The following is a 16,278-nucleotide window of genomic DNA, read 5'->3' as shown; positions in this document are numbered from 1 at the left end:
AATCCCGGTGGTTTGCGTCACTCTCGCCCCATGATGAGCCCCGAGCAGAATGAGCTGATGACCCGCGTCGGTCCGGGCACCCGATGCGGCGCCCTGATGCGCCACTACTGGCATCCCGTCGCCCTCGCCGACGAATTGCCCGCCGAACGGCCGGCCAAGCCGGTGCGCGTGCTCGGGCAGGATTTCGTGCTGTTCCGTGACGAGCGCGGCCGGCACGGGCTGCTGGACCGCGACTGTCCGCATCGCGGCGCCGACCTCGCCTTCGGTCGCCTCGAGGATGGCGGCTTGCGCTGCCTGTTCCATGGCTGGCTGTTCGATGTCGACGGCAAGTGCCTGGAGACGCCGGCCGAGCCGGAAGGAAGCGTGCTCTGCCAGCGGGTTCGCCAGCGCAGCTATCCGGTCGTGGTGAAGAACGGCATCGTGTTCGCCTATCTCGGTGAAGGCGAAGCCCCCGCCTTCCCCGAGTTCGACTGCTTCCTCGCGCCCGGTACGCACGCTTTCGCCTTCAAGGGCCTGATCGAGTGCAACTGGCTGCAGGCGCTGGAGGTCGGCATCGACCCCGCCCACGCCTCCTACCTGCACCGCTTCTACGAGGACGAGGATACCGGCGCGGCCTACGGCAAGCAGTTCCGCTCCGCCTCCGCGGATTCCGAAATCCCGATGACCCGCCTGCTGCGCGAGTTCCCGCGACCCAAGCTCGACGTCGAGGCCACCGACTATGGCCTGCGCCTGTTCGCGTTGCGCAAGCTGAACGAGCAGCACACGCATGTGCGGGTGACCAACCTCGTCTTTCCCTATGCATTCGTGATCCCGATGAGCGCGGAAATGACGATCACGCAGTGGCATGTGCCGATCGACGATACGAGCTGCTACTGGTACGCGATTTTCACCAGTTTCGGTAAGCCGGTCGACCATGCTGCCATGCGCGAGCAGCGGCTGAAGCTCTACCAGCTTCCCGACTACCGCCCGCTGATCGGCCGTCACAACGACTACGGCTACAGCGTCACCGAACAGAAGAGCCAGACCTTCACCGGCATGGGCTTCGACATCAACGTCCACGATCAATGGGCCGTGGAGAGCCAGGGCCGCATCCAGGACCGCACGCGCGAGCATCTCGGCACCACCGACAAGGCGATCGTCGCCTACCGCCGCATGCTGCTGTCGGCCATCGGCCAGGTCGGCAACGGCGAGCGGCCCATCATGTGGCTCGACCAACAGCGCGCCGCCGCGATCCGCGGTCCGGTCGCCATCGACGGCATGGGTCCGACCGAGGGCTGGGACGCCTACTGGAAGGATGTCGACGTGCGCCGGCGCCGCGCCTCGAGCTGGGCGGCCGACACCGTCCCGCCGCTGGTCGCGTGAGCCCATGAGCCTGGTCGAACGCGCGGGCCTCTGGACCGAGGACCGCAAGGTCGCGACGCGCGAGGCCGAGCGGCGCATGAAGGCCGGCGACATGTCGGTCGTGCGGCTGGCTTTCGCCGACCAGCACGGCATCCTGCGCGGCAAGACGCTGATGGCCTCCGAAGTCGATGCGGCACTCAAGAACGGCGTCGGCTTCACCACCACGATGCTGCTGAAAGACACGTCGCACCGCACGGTCTTCCCGGTCTGGCAGCCGGGCGGAGGCTTCGGCATGAAGGAGCTGGAAGGCGCGGCCGACGTGGTCATGCTGCCCGATCCCACGACCTTCCGGGCGCTCCCCTGGGCGTCGCATTCCGGCTGGATGCTGTGCGACATCTACTTCGCCGACGGCCGACCGATGCCGCTCTGCACGCGCCAAGTCCTGCGCCGGACGCTCGGGGCGCTGGCCGAGCGCGGCTACGATTTCGTCGCCGGCCTCGAAGTCGAGTTCCATCTGTTCAAGCTGGAGAAAGCGAAGCTCGGCGTCGGGGATGCCGGGCAACCGGGCGAGCCGCCCGAGGTGTCGCTGCTCAATCAGGGCTATCAGTACCTGACCGAGCAGCGCTACGACGAGATGGACCCGATCCTGGAGATCCTGCGCACCAACCTCGTCGATCTCGGCCTGCCGCTGCGCACGCTGGAAGTCGAGTTTGGCCCCAGCCAGGTCGAGTTCACCTTCCGCACCGGCACCGGCCTTGAACCGGCCGATACGATGGTGCTGTTCCGCAGCGCCACCAAGCAGATCGCCCAGCGCAACGGCTTCCACGCCACGTTCATGTGTCGGCCCAAGCTCGCCAACGTGATGTCGAGCGGCTGGCACCTGCACCAGTCGCTGACCGACCGGAAGAGCCACGCCAACGCCTTCGCCGATGCCACGGAGCCGCTGTCGGCGATCGGCCGCTACTACATGGCGGGCCTCCTGGAACACGCCCGCGCCGCCGCCGCGTTCAGCACGCCGACGCTCAACGGCTACAAGCGCTACCGTCCCTTCTCGCTGGCGCCGGATCGCGCCATCTGGGGCCGTGACAATCGCGGGGTCATGGTCCGTGTGCTGGGCGGACCGGGCGATCCCGCGACCCATCTCGAAAACCGCGTCGGCGAACCCGCCGCCAATCCCTATCTCTACATGGCGAGCCAGATCGTCTGCGGCCTCGACGGGCTGGAGCGCAAGCTCGATCCTGGCCCCTCCGCCGACACGCCCTACGAGGCCAAGGCGCCGCTGCTGCCGCGCTCGCTGGGCGAGGCGCTGGCGGCGCTGAAGGATAGCGCCGTGCTGCGCGCCGGACTCGGCGACTTCTTCGTCGACTACTATCTCCACCTCAAGCAGGCCGAGATCGCCCGCTTCGAACTCGAGGTCAGCGACTGGGAGCAGCGCGAGTATTTCTCGCTTTTCTGAGGAGGGCCGTCCCGTGAGCCTCGAATTCCTGATCACGTCCTTCATCATCGTCGCCTCGCCCGGAACCGGTGCGCTCTACACGCTAGCGGCCGGCCTCTCACGCGGTTCGCGCGCCAGCGTGGTGGCGGCTTTCGGCTGCACGCTCGGCTGCGTTCCCCATTTGGCGGCGGCGATCCTGGGCCTGGCTGCCCTGCTGCACGCCAGCGCAGTGGCCTTCGAAACCGTCAAGTATCTGGGCGTTGCCTACCTTCTTTACATGGCCTGGAATACGCTGCGCGAGCGCGGCGCGTTGAGCGTCGGCCGCCAGACCGATGCATGGACCTTCGTGCAGGTGACGGTCGAAGCCATCCTGATCAACCTTCTCAATCCGAAGCTTTCGATCTTCTTCCTGGCGTTTCTGCCGCAGTTCGTGAGCACGGACGAAGCTCAACCGTTGCCCCACATGCTGATGCTGAGCGCCATCTTCATGCTGATGACCTTCGTGGTCTTCGCGGCGTACGGCCTGTTCGCCGCCGCGATGCGCGACCATGTAATCTCGCGACCGTCCGTCATGACCTGGATGCGGCGCACTTTCGCCGGCGCCTTCGTTGTGCTGGGCGCAAGGCTCGCCCTCACAGAACGCTGATGGAGCCGACATGAGCGCGGTTCGAGCTGGAGGTCAGCGACTGGGAGCAGCGCGAGTATTTCTCCCTGTTCTGAGCCTCAGCCGTCCTCGCCGATATCCTCGGCCCAGATGTCGGGATACTCGTCCTGGAAGCGCTTCATCAGGCTGATGCAGCGCAGGTCGTTCAGGACGACGACTTCGACGCCACGCGACCGCAGGAAGTCCTCGTTGCCGCCGAAGGTCTGGTTCTCGCCGATCACCACCCTCGGGATCTTGAATTGCACGATGGTGCCCGAGCACATCATGCAGGGGCTCAGCGTCGTGAACAATGTCGTGTTGCGATAACTCCGCCGGCGGCCAGCCTGGCGCAGGCAATCCATCTCGCCATGGGCGATGGCATCGCCCTCCTGGACGCGCTTGTTGTGACCGCGGCCGACGATACGACCATCCTCGACGAGGATGGACCCGATGGGGATCCCCTTCTCGTCAAAGCCCTGCTGCGCCTCGGCCAGCGCCGTCTCGAACAGTTCCAACTCGGCCGAACTCACCATGGATTTCTCCGCCTGCGTCCCGCTGCACCCTTTCCGCCCGAGCGGAAAATGGTCTACCCAATGTCGGTGTCAGTTTACTTCAGCCCGCCCATAAGCGTAACGCCGGGATCGGAAGAGATCGCCATGACCGCCATTGCCGTCGTCACCACCGTCGCCAGCCGAAAGGACGCCCGCATGCTCGCGCGGGCGATCGTGGAAGCGAAGCTTGCCGCCTGCGCCCAGATCTCCCGCATCGAGAGCGTCTATACCTGGAAGGGCGCCCTCGAGACCGGCAAGGAGTATCGCATCCTGTTCAAGACGCTCGACGAGCACTACGCCGCCGTCGAGCGCGCGATCCTCGACCTGCATCCTTACGAGGTGCCGGCGATCCACGCCTTCCCGATGATGCATGTCGCCCCGGCCTATGCCGCCTGGATCGAGGACAGCGTTGCGGCCTAGGCCTAACCCGCGGGCTGGCCGCCCTCAAGCATCTGTGTCCAGCGCTTCTGCATCTCTTCCGGGCTCACCGCCTCCTGCGACGCGGCCAGGAACCAGCGATAGCCGAAGGGACAGGCGACCATGCCGGAGCGGTCGCCGTAGAACTGGACCTGCACCGGCCGTACCAGGGTGGCCCCCGCCGCCACGGCGCGCTCGACGGCCTTGTCGGCGTCGGGCACGGCAATGTGGAAGGCCACGGGAGACCCGCCGATGGCGCCCGGGCTCCGCGCGCCGAAGTCCGGATACTCGTCGTTCATCATCAGCACCGTGTCGCCGATCCTGATCTCGGCATGGCCGACTCGGCCCGCCGGCTCGACCAAGCGGAACAGTTCCACCGCCCCGAACGCCTTCACGTAGAAATCGATCGCAGCTTTCGCGTCGTGCACGGTCATGTGGGCTTTGACGGTCTGACCCGGTGTCGCGGTCTTTGCGGCCATGGCATCACCTGTGTTATATTACGTTACGTATCGTAACGTTAATAGATGTCACGTCAACCCTCCTCAGCCCCACCGGTGCGCGGCCGTCCCCGCGATCCGCGCACCCGCGCCGCGATCCTGGTCGCGGCGCGCGATCTGCTGGGACGCGGCGGGCTGACGGCGGTCACCATCGAGGCGATCGCGCAGAAGGCGGGAGTCAGCCGCCCGACGATCTATCGCTACTGGCCGAACGCGCCTGCCGTCGCGATGGCGGCGTTCCTGGAAGCGACCGGGGCCGACAAAGCCGCGCAATCACCGCGCACCGCGCTTGCGGCCCTGCGCTCCCATCTCCATGCCCTGGCCGACGCCTTCGCCGCGCCCACAGGTCGGAGCGTTGCGGCCATGGTGGCGGCGGCTCAATCGGAGACCGAACTCGCCAAAGCCTTCCGCAACGAATTCATCGCCCGCAACCGCGACGCCGCGCACGCGCTGCTGGAGCGCTGCATCGCCGACGGGACGATCGAAGCGCCGGGCGACATGGAGCTCACGCTCGATCTCGTCTTCGGTCCCCTCTTCTATCGCCTGCTGATGGGCCACGCGCCGATCTCGCGCGGCTTCGTCGATCAACTGCTCGACACGGTCGTCCGCGTCCGCAGCTGAGACATGGCTCGCCTACACGGGTACGTCTCGCACATCCCGCACGATGCACCTGAAGCCGACATGGCTGGTCGTCGTGTCGATCTGCTCGGCGTGGCGCGCCGCGGGGCGATAGCGCTTGCAGTAGCTGGGGGCGCAGAGATGCGAGCCGCCCTTCAGCACCTTGCGCGGGATCTGTACCGCGTCGCGCAGATCGTAACTCTGCTCGAGCGTCGCACCGCGCGGGTTTTCCGGCACGCAGCAGGCCTTGGCGGCGTCGGGGGCGTGTTCGGCGGCATACCAGTCCGCGGTCCATTCCCAGACGTTGCCAATCATGTCGAGGACGCCGTAGCCGTTGGCCGGATAGGCCTTCACGGGAGAGGTCCGCGCGTAGCCGTCAGCGCGGGAGTTTTGGTGGGGAAAAGCGCCCTGCCAGGTATTGGCCATGTGCTTGCCGCCAGGGGTGAGTTCCTCGCCCCAGGCGAACTCCGCGCCGTCGAGTCCGCCGCGCGCCGCGAACTCCCACTCCGCTTCGGTCGGCAGCTCCTTGCCGGCCCATTTTGCATAGGCCTCGGCATCTCGGAAGGCGACCTGCACCACGGGATGATCGTCGAGCCCGCCGATATGGCTGCCCTTGCCGTAAGGCCGCCGCCAGCTGGCGCCGAAGGTGAACCGCCACCACTGGCTCCAGTCGGTGAGATCGACCGGCCTGGACGGCGGCGTAAAGACCAGGCCGCCGGCCTTGAGCATCCCGGGGCGCGCGCCGGGATAGTCCTTCGGATCGGGATCGATCTCGGCCCAGGTGACGTGCCCCGTCGCCTGGACGAAGGCCTTGAACTGCGCATTGGTGACTGGTGTGGCATCGATCCAGAAGCCGCCGACTGTCACGGTGTGAGCCGGCTTCTCCTCGGCATAGTGATGGTCGGAGCCCATGCGGAACGTGCCGCCGGGAATCCGGACCATCCCAGGGTGCGGCGAGCCGGTTCCAGCGACGCTATTCATGATTCCCAGTTCTACACGCCTCGCCGGCCGCCCGCTATGCGACGCGGACGGCCGGCTGCCCTCTCCCCGGCATTTACCCTCTCTAGTTCGCGCCCTGCGGTGGCGAGGTGAGCTTCTGCAGCACGCCCTCGAGGTTGAAAGAGCCCGGCTTCTGGCGCGGCGGGAACTCGACCAGCGTCTTGATGAAGTTGGTGACGTAGGCCTGCGCCGGTACCAACAGGTAGATGCGGTCGATGCGCCAGCGTCCGTAGCCCATGCCCTCATGATCGGCGCGCTCGAACGGATCGGCCTTGAGGTCGAACAGCTTCGGTACGCGCAGCGTCACCATCGGATCCTGCCAGACGTCGAAGCCGTGCTTGCGCTGCTCCATGAAGGCCAGCTTCCACTTGTCGTAACGCAGGCCCGCCAGGCCGCCGTCGTCGGTCCAGTAGAAGAACTCCTTGCGGGCGCTGCCCGTGCCGTTCTTCAGGAGCTCGCGCTGATCGTGGCCGTCGAGATGGACCTTGAAGTTCTTGGGTCCGAAGGTGGCGCCCTGCCTCAGCTTGGCCGCGAGATCGGTTTCGCCGACCGAGGCCAGCAGGGTCTGCAGCCAGTCCTCGGCCGAAAACACCTCGTTGATCTCGGTGCCGGGTTTCACGAGCCCCGGCCAGCGCACCATGGCGGGCACGCGATAGCCGCCCTCCCAGTTGGTATTCTTCTCGCCGCGGAACGGCGTGGTACCGCCGTCGGGCCAGCTCATGACCTCGGCGCCGTTGTCGGTCGTGTAAATCACGATGGTGTTCTCGGCGATCTTGAGATCGTCGAGCTTCTTCAGGAGCTGGCCGACCTGGCCGTCATGCTCGACCATGCCGTCGGCGACGACGCCGAGCCCGGTCTTGCCCTCGGACGACGGCTTGAGATGCGTCCAGATGTGCATGCGGCTGGAATTGACCCAGGCGAAGAACGGCTTCTTCTCGCGATTGGCACGGTCGATGAAGTCGAGCGACGCCGCGACGAATTCCTCGTCCACCGTCTCCATGCGCTTCTTGGTGAGCGGGCCGGTGTCCTCGCACTTCTGCTTGCCCCACTTGCCGAAGCGCGGATCCTCGCCCGGCGTTTCGGTGGCCGTAGCAACGCATTTCAGGACACCGCGCGGGCCGTACTTGGCCTTGAAGGTGGGATCCTTGGGATAATCGATGTTCTCGGGCTCCTCCTCGGCATTGAGGTGGTAGAGGTTGCCGAAGAACTCGTCGAAACCGTGCACGGTCGGCAGGAAGTCGTTGCGGTCGCCGAGATGGTTCTTGCCGAACTGCCCGGTCATGTAGCCCTGCGGCTTCAACAGGTCGGCGATGGTCGGATCCTTCTCGGACAGGCCCTCAGGTGCGCCGGGCAGGCCGACCTTGAGCAGGCCGGTGCGGATCGGCGACTGGCCGGTGATGAAGGCGGCGCGGCCGGCGGTGCAGGATTGCTGGCCGTAATAGTCGGTGAAGATCGCGCCTTCGCGGGCGATGCGGTCGATGCTGGGCGTGCGGTAGCCCATCATGCCGCGATTGTAGGCGCTGATGTTCCAGTAGCCGATGTCGTCGCCCATGATGACCAGAATATTGGGCTTCGCTGGCGTCTGGGCTCGTGCCGGGACAACCCCGCCCGCGAGCCCCACGAGCAACGCCGTCGCCGACAACAGGCGCCCGATCTTGTTTCCGCCCATGGTTTCCCCCCACTGTATGATCGGGAAAACTGTTCTCATTGGCGATGCAAAACAATATGAGGAACGATACAGTACCTGAATGAACATAGATCTGAAGTTGCTGCACCACGCCCTCGTGCTTGCGAGGCACCGCCACTTCGGACAGGCCGCAGCGGCAATGAACATCAGCCAGCCCACGCTCAGCCGAAACATCGCCGCCCTCGAGAAGCAACTCGGCATGAAGCTGTTCGAACGCTCGCACCGCGACGTGGTGCCGACGCCGGCGGGAGAAGACGTGCTGAAGATGGCCGAGGAACTGGTCGGTCGCGCCGAGGCGATTTCGAACCGACTCGAACTCCTGCGGGACGGTCGCGGCGGGCGGCTGCGCGTCGTCGCCGGCGCCTACATGGACGACATCGCGGTCCAGCCCGCGGCGATCGACCTCATCAAGGCCAATCCCTCGATCCGCCTCGAGATCCTGGAGCGCGAGTGGACCGCGGCGCTGTCGTCCCTGTTGTCCGACCAGGCGGACTTTGCCGTGGCCGATGTGCTCGCCCTGCGCGACATGCGGTCTCTCCGTGTCGACAGCCTCGGCGTGCTCCAAGGCGTCTACTTCTGCCGCGCCGGACACCCGCTGCTGGCACGGCCCGATCCGCAGCCCGCCGACCTGCGCAACTACCCGCTGGTAATGCCGGGCATGTCGTTGTCGCGCATGTCCTTCATCGCCGACATCGACAGCGGCATGAGGATCGACGAGCGCGGCGGTGGCGTCCTGCCGTCGATCGCCGTGTCGTCGTTCCGCAGCGCCAGCGACATCGTGGCCGAAACCGACGCGATCAGCCTCGGCCATGCGACGCAAATTGCTGCGGGCATCGCCGCTGGGCGCTTCGCGCTCCTGCATCTGCCGCGGATCAGGAAGCTGCCCTCGGTCGAAATGGGCGTCGCCTGGAAGAGGGAGCGCACGCTGCCGCCGGCGGCGCGCGCCTTCATCGATCTGATTCGCAAATACGTTCGCAAGGCGCGGGCCGCGGAGTCGTCGACCGCATCACGAAGGGGCAAAAGACCTTTGAAAAGGGCGTGACGTCGGCGCCGTCATCCCCGTATGCGGCCGAGCGCAACCGCGGTCTCGCGCACCATCGTCTTGACCAACTCGCCGGCCGGCATCTCGCGCGCCAGCGTCGGCGCCTGGCCGCTCCACAACGGCGTGAAGTCGGTCGAGCCCTTGGCCTCGGCCGGCCCGCGCAACGGCTGCGTCGCCTCCGCGGTCAAGGGGAAGGCCGGCGCCTCCGCGCTCATCGGTCCCAGCTCGCTCACGATGCGGTTCACGATGCCACGCGCGGGGCGGCCGGTGAACACGTTGGTGAGGGTCGTGCTGTTGTCATTGGCCATCTTGAGAGCCGCCCGATGCAAAGCCCCCGTCTTCGCCTCCGGCGTCAACATGAAGGCCGTCCCGATCTGGGCGCCCGCTGCACCCAGCGCCAGCGCCGCCGCGATGCCACGTCCGTCACCGATGCCGCCGGCGGCGATCACCGGCACCTTTACCGCGTCCACGACCTGCGGCACCAGCGCCATCGTCCCGGCCTGACGCGCGACGTCGTCCGTGAGGAACATGCCGCGATGACCGCCGGCCTCGGCGCCCTGCGCGATGACGGCATCGGCGCCCTGATCTTCCAGCCAGCGCGCTTCCTCGGCCGTCGTCGCCGAGCCGATGATCAAGATGCCCGCCCCCTTTAGGCGCTGCATCAGGGACTTGTCGGGAAGGCCGAAGTGAAAGCTGGCGACCTTGGGCTTGAACTCCAGTACCAGATCGCAGGCCGCCGCGTCGAAGGCGGCGCGCGACGGACCCTTGGTCCCGGCAGGTACGCCCAGCTCTTCGTAGTAGCCCGCGAGCTTTTTGCGCCACGCCCCGTCGCGCGCCGCGTCCGCCGTCGGCGGCTTGTGCACGAAGAAGTTCACGTTGAACGGCCGGGACGTTCCCTGCTTCACCATCTGGAATTCCTGGCGTAAGCCCTCCAGGGTCAGCATCGCGCCGGCAATCGATCCCAGCGCACCGGCCTCGGACGCAGCGATCGCCATCTGCGGCGACGTCACGCCCGCCATCGGCGCCTGGAGGATGGGATGATCGATCCCGAAGAGGTCGAGAAGGCGGTGGTCCTGCCATTGCATGGCTGCTCTCTCCTTGTTGTGCCGACAGTCTAGGCCTGGCACCGGCATTCCGATTAGCGATTTATCCTAATCGAGGTCATCTGATATTCTGATGCAATGGACGCCAGGGACCTTGCCACCTTCGAATCTGTCGCCCGCCTCGGCGGTATGGGCCGCGCCGCGCGCGAACTGAACACCGTGCAATCCAACGTCACGCAGCGCGTGCGACGCCTTGAGGAATCGCTCGGCGTCACCCTCTTCGAGCGCAGCCGCGCCGGGGCCCGCCTGACAGCGGCCGGGGAACGGCTGATGCCCTATGCCACCAGAGTCGATGCGCTGCTCGACGAAGCCGGCCGTGCGGCCCGCGACGACGGCGCGCCGCGCGGGACGCTCACGGTCGGCTCACTGGAGACGACGGCTGCCCTGCGCCTCTCGCCCCTGCTCGCCTCCTATGTGCAGGCTCATCCGGCGGTGGACCTCGTGCTGCGGACCGGGACGACGGCGGAAATGGTCGAACGCGTGCTGGGCCGCGAGTTGGAAGGTGCCTTCGTCTGCGGCCCGGTCGTGCATCCGCAACTTGTCTCGACTTCGGCCTTCACCGAGGAGCTTGCCCTGCTCAGCGCACCGACGGAAACGACGCTGGCGGCGGCGCTGCAGCGGCCCGACCTGCGCCTCGTCATCCTGCGGGCCGGCTGTTCCTATCGCCAGCGGCTGGAGGAGCTGCTGGCGCGACGCGGCGTGGTCGGTCTGCGGCGGCTGGAATTCGGCACGCTCGAGGCGATCCTGGGGGCCGTGTCCGCCGGGCTTGGCATCTCGCTGATGCCGAGTGCCCTGATCGGCCCCACGTGGCGCGGCGGGAAGATCCGCGCGCACCGACTGCCCGCGACCGAAGCGCAAGTACAGACCGTCTTCGTGCGCCGGCGCGACATGCTCCCCTCCAGCGCCCTCCTCGCCTTCCAGAAACACGTGACAAAGGGGCAAAGGAAATGATGCACGGCAGCACCACCATCTTCACCGTCACGGACGCCGCAGCCAGCCTGGCCTACTATCGCGACCATGTCGGGTTCGACGTCGCCTTCGAATACGGCTCGCCGACCTTCTATGTCGGCCTTTGCTCCGGTGAGGTGTCCCTGCACCTGATCTCGGCGGCGCAGGCGCCACGACCGCCTGGCCACGGTGCCGTCAGCATCCAGATCGACGATGTCGATGCACTGCACGCCGATCTTGTGAAGCGCGGCGCGAAGATCCTCAATGCGCCGAAGGACCAGGATTACGGGCTGCGCGACTTCGCCATTGCGGATATCGACGGCAACATGATCTTCTTCGCCATGGAACTGGGTAAGAGTTGAGCGAGGGCATCATGGAGCTTTGGCAGTACGACGCGACCGATCTGGCGCGTTTGATCCGCACCGGACAAGCCTCGGCACGGGAGGCGGTCGATTCCGTCCTCGGCCGCCTGCACAAGGTGAATCCCGCCATCAACGCCGTGGTCCGGGTGCTCGAGAGCGAAGCCCGCGCCGAGGCCGAGACGGCCGACGCCGCCCGCGCGCGCGGCCATGCCCTGCCGCCGCTGCACGGCGTCCCGGTTACCACCAAGATCAACGTCGACCAGGCGGGCCTGCCGACCGACAACGGCGTCATCCCGCTGAAGGACCTGATTGCGCAGGAAGACAGCCCGGTCGTGGCCAACCTGAAGCATGCCGGGGCGATCATCATCGGCCGCACCAATGCGCCGGCCTTCTCGATGCGCATCTTCTCCGACAATGCCCTGCATGGCCGCACGCTCAATCCGCGCGATCCCAGCGTGACGCCGGGCGGCTCGAGCGGCGGTGCCGGTGCAGCGACGGCGACCGGCATCGGCGCCATCGCCCATGGCAACGATATCGGCGGTTCGGTGCGCATTCCCGCCTACTGCAACGGCGTGGTCGGACTCCGGACGGGCTTCGCCCGCATCCCGTCCTTCAATCCGACGGGTGTCGCCTCGGGCCGTCCGATCGGCGCTATCCTGATGGCTACGCAGGGTCCCCACACCCGCACGGTGCGTGATGCCCGTCTCGCTCTCGACGTGATGGCGCGCGGTGACCGGCGCGACTGGCGCTGGAACGACGTGCCGATGCGCGGCCCGGCGCCCGCACGCCCTATCAAGGTTGCGATCGTTCCCGAAGTGCCGGGCGGCAAGAGCCATCCCGCCCAGGTCGAGGCTGTGCGGCTGGCCGGCAAGCACCTGCGCGGCGCCGGCTACGTCGTCGAGGAAGTGCTGCCGCCAGACATCGAGCGCGGCGTCGAGCTGTGGCACCAGATCTGCGTCACCGACGTCTTCGGCGGCCTCTGGCCCGCCATGCAGAAGATGGGCGATCCCGACGGCATCGCTGCCATGCAGGCCTGGCTGTCGATCCACAAGCCGGTCGATCTTGCGACCTATGTCGCGGCCCTGACGGAGCGCGAGGCGCTGGCCTATCGCTGGATGACCTTCTTCCAGCAGTGGCCGCTGGTCATCTTTCCCACACTGTGCGACCTGCCGCCCAAGCAGGTGGCCGACATCACGCCCGACGGGCAGCGCGAGGTGCTCGACTCGATGCGCTCCGCACTGATTGCCCCGCTGCTCGGCCTGCCCGGTCTCGCGGTTCCAGTCGGCAGCCACGGCAGGCTGCGCACCGGCGTGCAGATCATGGCGATGCGAAACCGCGAGGATCTCTGCCTCGATGCCGGCGAGGTGATCGAGGCGTGCGAGGGTATCGTGGCGCCGATCGATCCGGTCGGCGCCTAGCCGTCCTACTCAGCTGCGCGGCGGCAGGTCGATCTTCAGGTCGCGCAGCTTCTGCTCCAGGACGGGAATGCCCGCCGGGTTGCCGTTCTTGCACTGGTCGAGCGCGACGCTAGTTTCGAGTCCGTTCTGGATCCCCCCGCGACCGGCGCCTCTCTTCATGAGAAGGCTTTCGTATGTCGTGGCCAGCGACCTGCAGTACGCCACGTCGTCCGGCGCAGCCGACGCGGCGATCGGCAGGAACAGGACCAGGCTGGAGATCAGAATCTTCATGTGATTTCTCATACCCGCAGGATGTGCGCCTTGTCTGACGATCGCCTGACTTCGTCTACTTGATGATCTCGCGGAAAATGCACTCCTGGACGCCTTCACCCGAGACCGCGGCGCGGCTGGACCATTGCCAGAGCGGGTTCCAGTAGGACTCGATCAGCGTGTTGGCGGCCTTGCGGTCGTCGACGATGTAGCCGAACTCCTGCAGGTTCACCGGGTACATGTTGTCGGAGCCGATATAGAAGATCCGGTCGTCGACCATCCAGAGCTTCGCATGGTTGGAGATGGTCTTGCCACCGGGCCAGGAATCGTCCGGTCCGAAGCGGAAGGGCGCCAGGTGGAAGCGGCTGCACAGCAGCGCGTTCACCGGATCAGGCCCCGTGCGGATGGTATAGCGCGACCGGGGATCGGCCATGTCGATGCGCTTCTGCACCTTGTCCTTGAGCCGCTTCGCCACCGCCCGCAGGGGTACGTCGTTGTGATAGGGACTTCCCCCATTGCCGATCGATCCCGGATTGGACAGCACGACGTAGACGTCGCCGCCCCGCTCCATCAGGTCGATCATCTCGTCGAGCGCGTTTTCCGGAAACAACGTATCCGAGCGACCGAGGCGGAAGCCGAGATCCTGCTGCGAGACGCGGATGGTCTTGCGGGCGGCAGCGAACATCAGATCGCGCGCCAGCTCGCTCTGGTTGGCGAAGTCGTCTGTGATTCCGGCACCCAGCCGGCCGATGCCCATGGTCTCGACGCCTCCCGTGCCCGCCGCAGCGCGGCGTGTCGCCAGTGCGGTCGGACAGCGCTGTCCGATCTCGCTTTGGCCGGCGGAAAAACTCGCGAGCGAGATCGAGTCCTTGTAGTCGAGATTGCTGCAGACGTAGCTCCACAGCCGGTCGGCGAAGCGTGACGCGCTGGTCGCCGCCGGGCCGCGCACCTGCATGGAGAGGTCGTGCACGGGATTATCCGTGAGATAATCTTCGGTCCACAGATTGTGCCCGCCGACGATGGCCTCGCGCCCGTCCACGACGATCAACTTGCCGTGGTTCCACGAAAAGCTGTTGCAGGATTCCAGGACCGTGCAAGCCCGCATGGCGGATACGCTGAGGGTGACGCGCGAACCCGGGATGTTGCGCGCAGATTCGACCAGCTCGTTGAGGAACGCCGTCGCATCGACGCCCTTGGGCGGGAATTGTCCGATCAGAACGCGCACCTCGACCTTGCGACGGCTGAACGCCAGCTCGGCGACGGCCGCCCGAAGCGCCGCCGTAAACCGTCCGTTCGGCGCCGGTTGCAGTTCGACGATGTCGACGCTCTGGCGGGCGCTGGCCACCAGGTCGTGGATCCGCAGCGGCAGCGCATCCGAATGGCCGAGGCACACTTTCCGCGCTGCGGTTTGCAGGCCGGGCGTGCGCTGCCAGATCGCGGTGCAGGTGCCACCTCTGCAGTCGGCATCCGTGCTGCAGGCCGGCAGAGAGATATCGGCCTCGCAATCCTTGCAGCCGATCTCGAACCAGGTGAGATCGTCGGCCCGCCGCCCCCAGCGGTTCGGCGTCTGGACCAGCCAGTCCACCGCCAGGTTGTTGCCGCGCGTCAGGTCGTAAGTGATCCCGGCAAAAGCGCCGTTCGGGTCGCTCTTGGCGAGCTCGCGCTGGAGCTGTTGCAGCGGGTCGGGCGCAGAGAGATCGGGCGGTCGGAGATCGCGGTCCTTCACGAGGGCGACAATGGAGGTCGAGGGTCGCAGGATGCCGAAGTCGCGCTCGGCCTGGCTGTCACTCACCGCACTGCTGGGCAGGTCTCCGCTGCAGGATCCGACGATGGCCAGGACCAGCAGGAACAGGATGCGTGCGAACATGGACAGGGACTTAATCGGGTCGCAGACTGCCGCGCAATCGAAGTTCTCTGAGAATGGAATTGAACAATGGGCGAAACGCTCCTCCAGACCACCGTCGTCGGCTCCTACCCTCAACCGGACTGGCTGGTCGATCGCCAGCTGCTGAGCAAGGGCGTGCCGCGCACCCGCGTCAAGGACATGTGGCGCGTCCCCGAACCCTGGCTCGAACAGGCGCAGGATGACGCGACCCTGCTCGCCATCCGCGACATGGAGCGCGCCGGGATCGATGTCATCACCGACGGCGAGATGCGCCGCGAAAGCTACTCCAACCGTTTCGCGACGGCGCTGGAGGGCATCGACGACGAGAACCCCGCGGAGATCGTGAACCGCAGCGGCAACCGCACCCCCGTGCCCCGCATCGTGGGCAAGATCCGGCGGACCGGACCGGTCGAGTTGCGCGACATGCAATTCCTGCGCGCCAATACCGAGCGGTTGGCCAAGATCACCCTCCCCGGCCCCTTCACCATGGGCCAGCAGGTGAAGGACGAATATTACAAGGATGCCGAGGCGATGTGCATGGACTATGCCGCCGCGGTCAACGAGGAGGCCCACGAACTGGTCAAGGCCGGCGCCGACGTGATCCAGCTCGACGAGCCCTGGCTGCGCAACAATCCCGAGGAAGCCAAGCGCTATGCGGTGAAGGCGATTAACCGGGCGCTCGAGGGCATCAGCGTGCCGACGGTCATCCACCTCTGCTTCGGCTATGCCGCCGTTGTGACCGGCCTGAAGCCCACCGGCTATTCCTTCCTCCCCCAGCTCTCCGACACGATCGCCCAGCAGATCTCGATCGAATCGGCGCAGCCCAAGCTCGACCTCGGCGTATTGAAGGACCTGGCGCCCAAGAAGGTGATGCTGGGCGTGATCGACCTCAGCGATCCCGCGGTCGAGGCGCCGGAGACGGTCGCCGAGCGCATCCGCGCCGGCCTGAAGCATATCGGCCCCGACAAGCTCCTGCCCGCGCCCGATTGCGGCATGAAGTACCTGCCGCGCGCCACCGCCTTCGGAAAGCTCAAGGCTTTGAGCGAAGGCGCCGCGATCGTGCGCAGGGAACTCGCTTAGCTA

17 protein-coding genes are annotated in these 16,278 nt (G+C 66.5%); 10 read left to right on the top strand and 7 right to left on the bottom strand.

All coding sequences use genetic code 11. The features are described 5' to 3' along the window. The first annotated feature begins 30 nt into the window (after positions 1-30). From ACO07K_RS10020 to ACO07K_RS10010, 3 genes are read left to right on the top strand one after another with little or no spacing between them, the layout of a single operon-like run. Positions 31-1,362, top strand: a complete 1,332-nt coding sequence (locus ACO07K_RS10020) for a Rieske 2Fe-2S domain-containing protein (protein WP_422035787.1) — start codon at positions 31-33, stop codon at positions 1,360-1,362. A 4-nt stretch (positions 1,363-1,366) separates the two neighbouring features. Further along, positions 1,367-2,797, top strand: coding sequence for a glutamine synthetase family protein (locus ACO07K_RS10015; protein WP_422035786.1), 1,431 nt, complete (start codon positions 1,367-1,369; stop codon positions 2,795-2,797). A 13-nt stretch (positions 2,798-2,810) separates the two neighbouring features. Continuing rightward, the gene (locus tag ACO07K_RS10010; RefSeq protein WP_422035785.1) at positions 2,811-3,422 is read left to right on the top strand and encodes a LysE family translocator; all 612 of its coding nucleotides are present in this window, start codon (positions 2,811-2,813) and stop codon (positions 3,420-3,422) included. A gap of 77 nt (positions 3,423-3,499) precedes the next feature. Here ACO07K_RS10010 and ACO07K_RS10005 read toward each other — a convergent pair whose 3' ends face one another. Further along, positions 3,500-3,952, bottom strand: coding sequence for a nucleoside deaminase (locus ACO07K_RS10005; RefSeq protein ID WP_422035784.1), 453 nt, complete (start codon positions 3,950-3,952; stop codon positions 3,500-3,502). Between the two features lie 123 nt (positions 3,953-4,075). Between ACO07K_RS10005 and cutA the strand changes: the two genes are divergently transcribed. Continuing rightward, positions 4,076-4,390: a divalent-cation tolerance protein CutA gene (gene cutA / locus ACO07K_RS10000; RefSeq protein ID WP_422035783.1), complete on the top strand. Its 315-nt coding sequence runs from the start codon at positions 4,076-4,078 to the stop codon at positions 4,388-4,390. 2 nt (positions 4,391-4,392) lie between these two features. Here the strand turns inward: cutA and ACO07K_RS09995 are convergent, their stop codons facing one another. Next, entirely contained in the window at positions 4,393-4,866 is a 474-nt protein-coding gene (locus tag ACO07K_RS09995; protein ID WP_422035782.1) for a VOC family protein, read from the bottom strand. A 75-nt stretch (positions 4,867-4,941) separates the two neighbouring features. Between ACO07K_RS09995 and ACO07K_RS09990 the strand changes: the two genes are divergently transcribed. Continuing rightward, the gene (locus ACO07K_RS09990; RefSeq protein ID WP_422035781.1) at positions 4,942-5,505 is read left to right on the top strand and encodes a TetR/AcrR family transcriptional regulator; all 564 of its coding nucleotides are present in this window, start codon (positions 4,942-4,944) and stop codon (positions 5,503-5,505) included. A gap of 12 nt (positions 5,506-5,517) precedes the next feature. Here the strand turns inward: ACO07K_RS09990 and ACO07K_RS09985 are convergent, their stop codons facing one another. Together ACO07K_RS09985 and ACO07K_RS09980 are read right to left on the bottom strand one after the other, a co-directional pair. Then, positions 5,518-6,483, bottom strand: a complete 966-nt coding sequence (locus ACO07K_RS09985) for a formylglycine-generating enzyme family protein (RefSeq protein ID WP_422035780.1) — start codon at positions 6,481-6,483, stop codon at positions 5,518-5,520. A gap of 82 nt (positions 6,484-6,565) precedes the next feature. Next, positions 6,566-8,170 carry an arylsulfatase gene (locus ACO07K_RS09980; RefSeq protein WP_422035779.1) on the bottom strand — a complete coding sequence of 535 codons (1,605 nt, stop codon included), beginning with the start codon at positions 8,168-8,170 and terminating at the stop codon, positions 6,566-6,568. A gap of 79 nt (positions 8,171-8,249) precedes the next feature. On the opposite strand from ACO07K_RS09980, the gene ACO07K_RS09975 reads away from it, so the two are divergent. After that, the gene (locus tag ACO07K_RS09975; protein ID WP_422035778.1) at positions 8,250-9,230 is read left to right on the top strand and encodes a LysR family transcriptional regulator; all 981 of its coding nucleotides are present in this window, start codon (positions 8,250-8,252) and stop codon (positions 9,228-9,230) included. A gap of 11 nt (positions 9,231-9,241) precedes the next feature. On the opposite strand, the gene ACO07K_RS09970 is transcribed toward ACO07K_RS09975, so the two are convergent. Beyond that, positions 9,242-10,315 carry an NAD(P)H-dependent flavin oxidoreductase gene (locus ACO07K_RS09970; RefSeq protein ID WP_422035777.1) on the bottom strand — a complete coding sequence of 358 codons (1,074 nt, stop codon included), beginning with the start codon at positions 10,313-10,315 and terminating at the stop codon, positions 9,242-9,244. Positions 10,316-10,411: 96 nt separating this feature from the next. On the opposite strand from ACO07K_RS09970, the gene ACO07K_RS09965 reads away from it, so the two are divergent. Genes ACO07K_RS09965 through ACO07K_RS09955 form a run of 3 tightly spaced genes read left to right on the top strand, consistent with a single transcriptional unit; the run spans position 10,412 to position 13,061 of the window. Then, positions 10,412-11,284 carry a LysR substrate-binding domain-containing protein gene (locus tag ACO07K_RS09965; protein ID WP_422035776.1) on the top strand — a complete coding sequence of 291 codons (873 nt, stop codon included), beginning with the start codon at positions 10,412-10,414 and terminating at the stop codon, positions 11,282-11,284. Continuing rightward, the gene (locus ACO07K_RS09960; RefSeq protein ID WP_422035775.1) at positions 11,281-11,643 is read left to right on the top strand and encodes a VOC family protein; all 363 of its coding nucleotides are present in this window, start codon (positions 11,281-11,283) and stop codon (positions 11,641-11,643) included. The genes ACO07K_RS09965 and ACO07K_RS09960 overlap by 4 nt, the downstream gene beginning before the upstream one ends. Positions 11,644-11,654: 11 nt before the next feature. Beyond that, a complete protein-coding gene (locus ACO07K_RS09955; protein WP_422035774.1) occupies positions 11,655-13,061 on the top strand; it encodes an amidase in 1,407 nt (468 codons plus the stop codon). A 9-nt stretch (positions 13,062-13,070) separates the two neighbouring features. On the opposite strand, the gene ACO07K_RS09950 is transcribed toward ACO07K_RS09955, so the two are convergent. Beyond that, entirely contained in the window at positions 13,071-13,331 is a 261-nt protein-coding gene (locus ACO07K_RS09950; RefSeq protein ID WP_422035773.1) for a hypothetical protein, read from the bottom strand. Positions 13,332-13,386: 55 nt separating this feature from the next. Continuing rightward, complete coding sequence (locus tag ACO07K_RS09945; protein ID WP_422035772.1) at positions 13,387-15,177, bottom strand: hypothetical protein; 1,791 nt, start codon at positions 15,175-15,177, stop codon at positions 13,387-13,389. Positions 15,178-15,243: 66 nt separating this feature from the next. On the opposite strand from ACO07K_RS09945, the gene ACO07K_RS09940 reads away from it, so the two are divergent. Then, positions 15,244-16,275, top strand: coding sequence for a 5-methyltetrahydropteroyltriglutamate--homocysteine methyltransferase (locus tag ACO07K_RS09940; RefSeq protein ID WP_422035771.1), 1,032 nt, complete (start codon positions 15,244-15,246; stop codon positions 16,273-16,275). The last annotated feature ends 3 nt before the right edge of the window (positions 16,276-16,278 follow it).

This window comes from Reyranella sp., from assembly GCF_965228225.1.
Classification (GTDB): Bacteria; Pseudomonadota; Alphaproteobacteria; order Reyranellales; family Reyranellaceae; genus Reyranella.
This window is presented reverse-complemented; position numbering and strand designations above follow the sequence as displayed.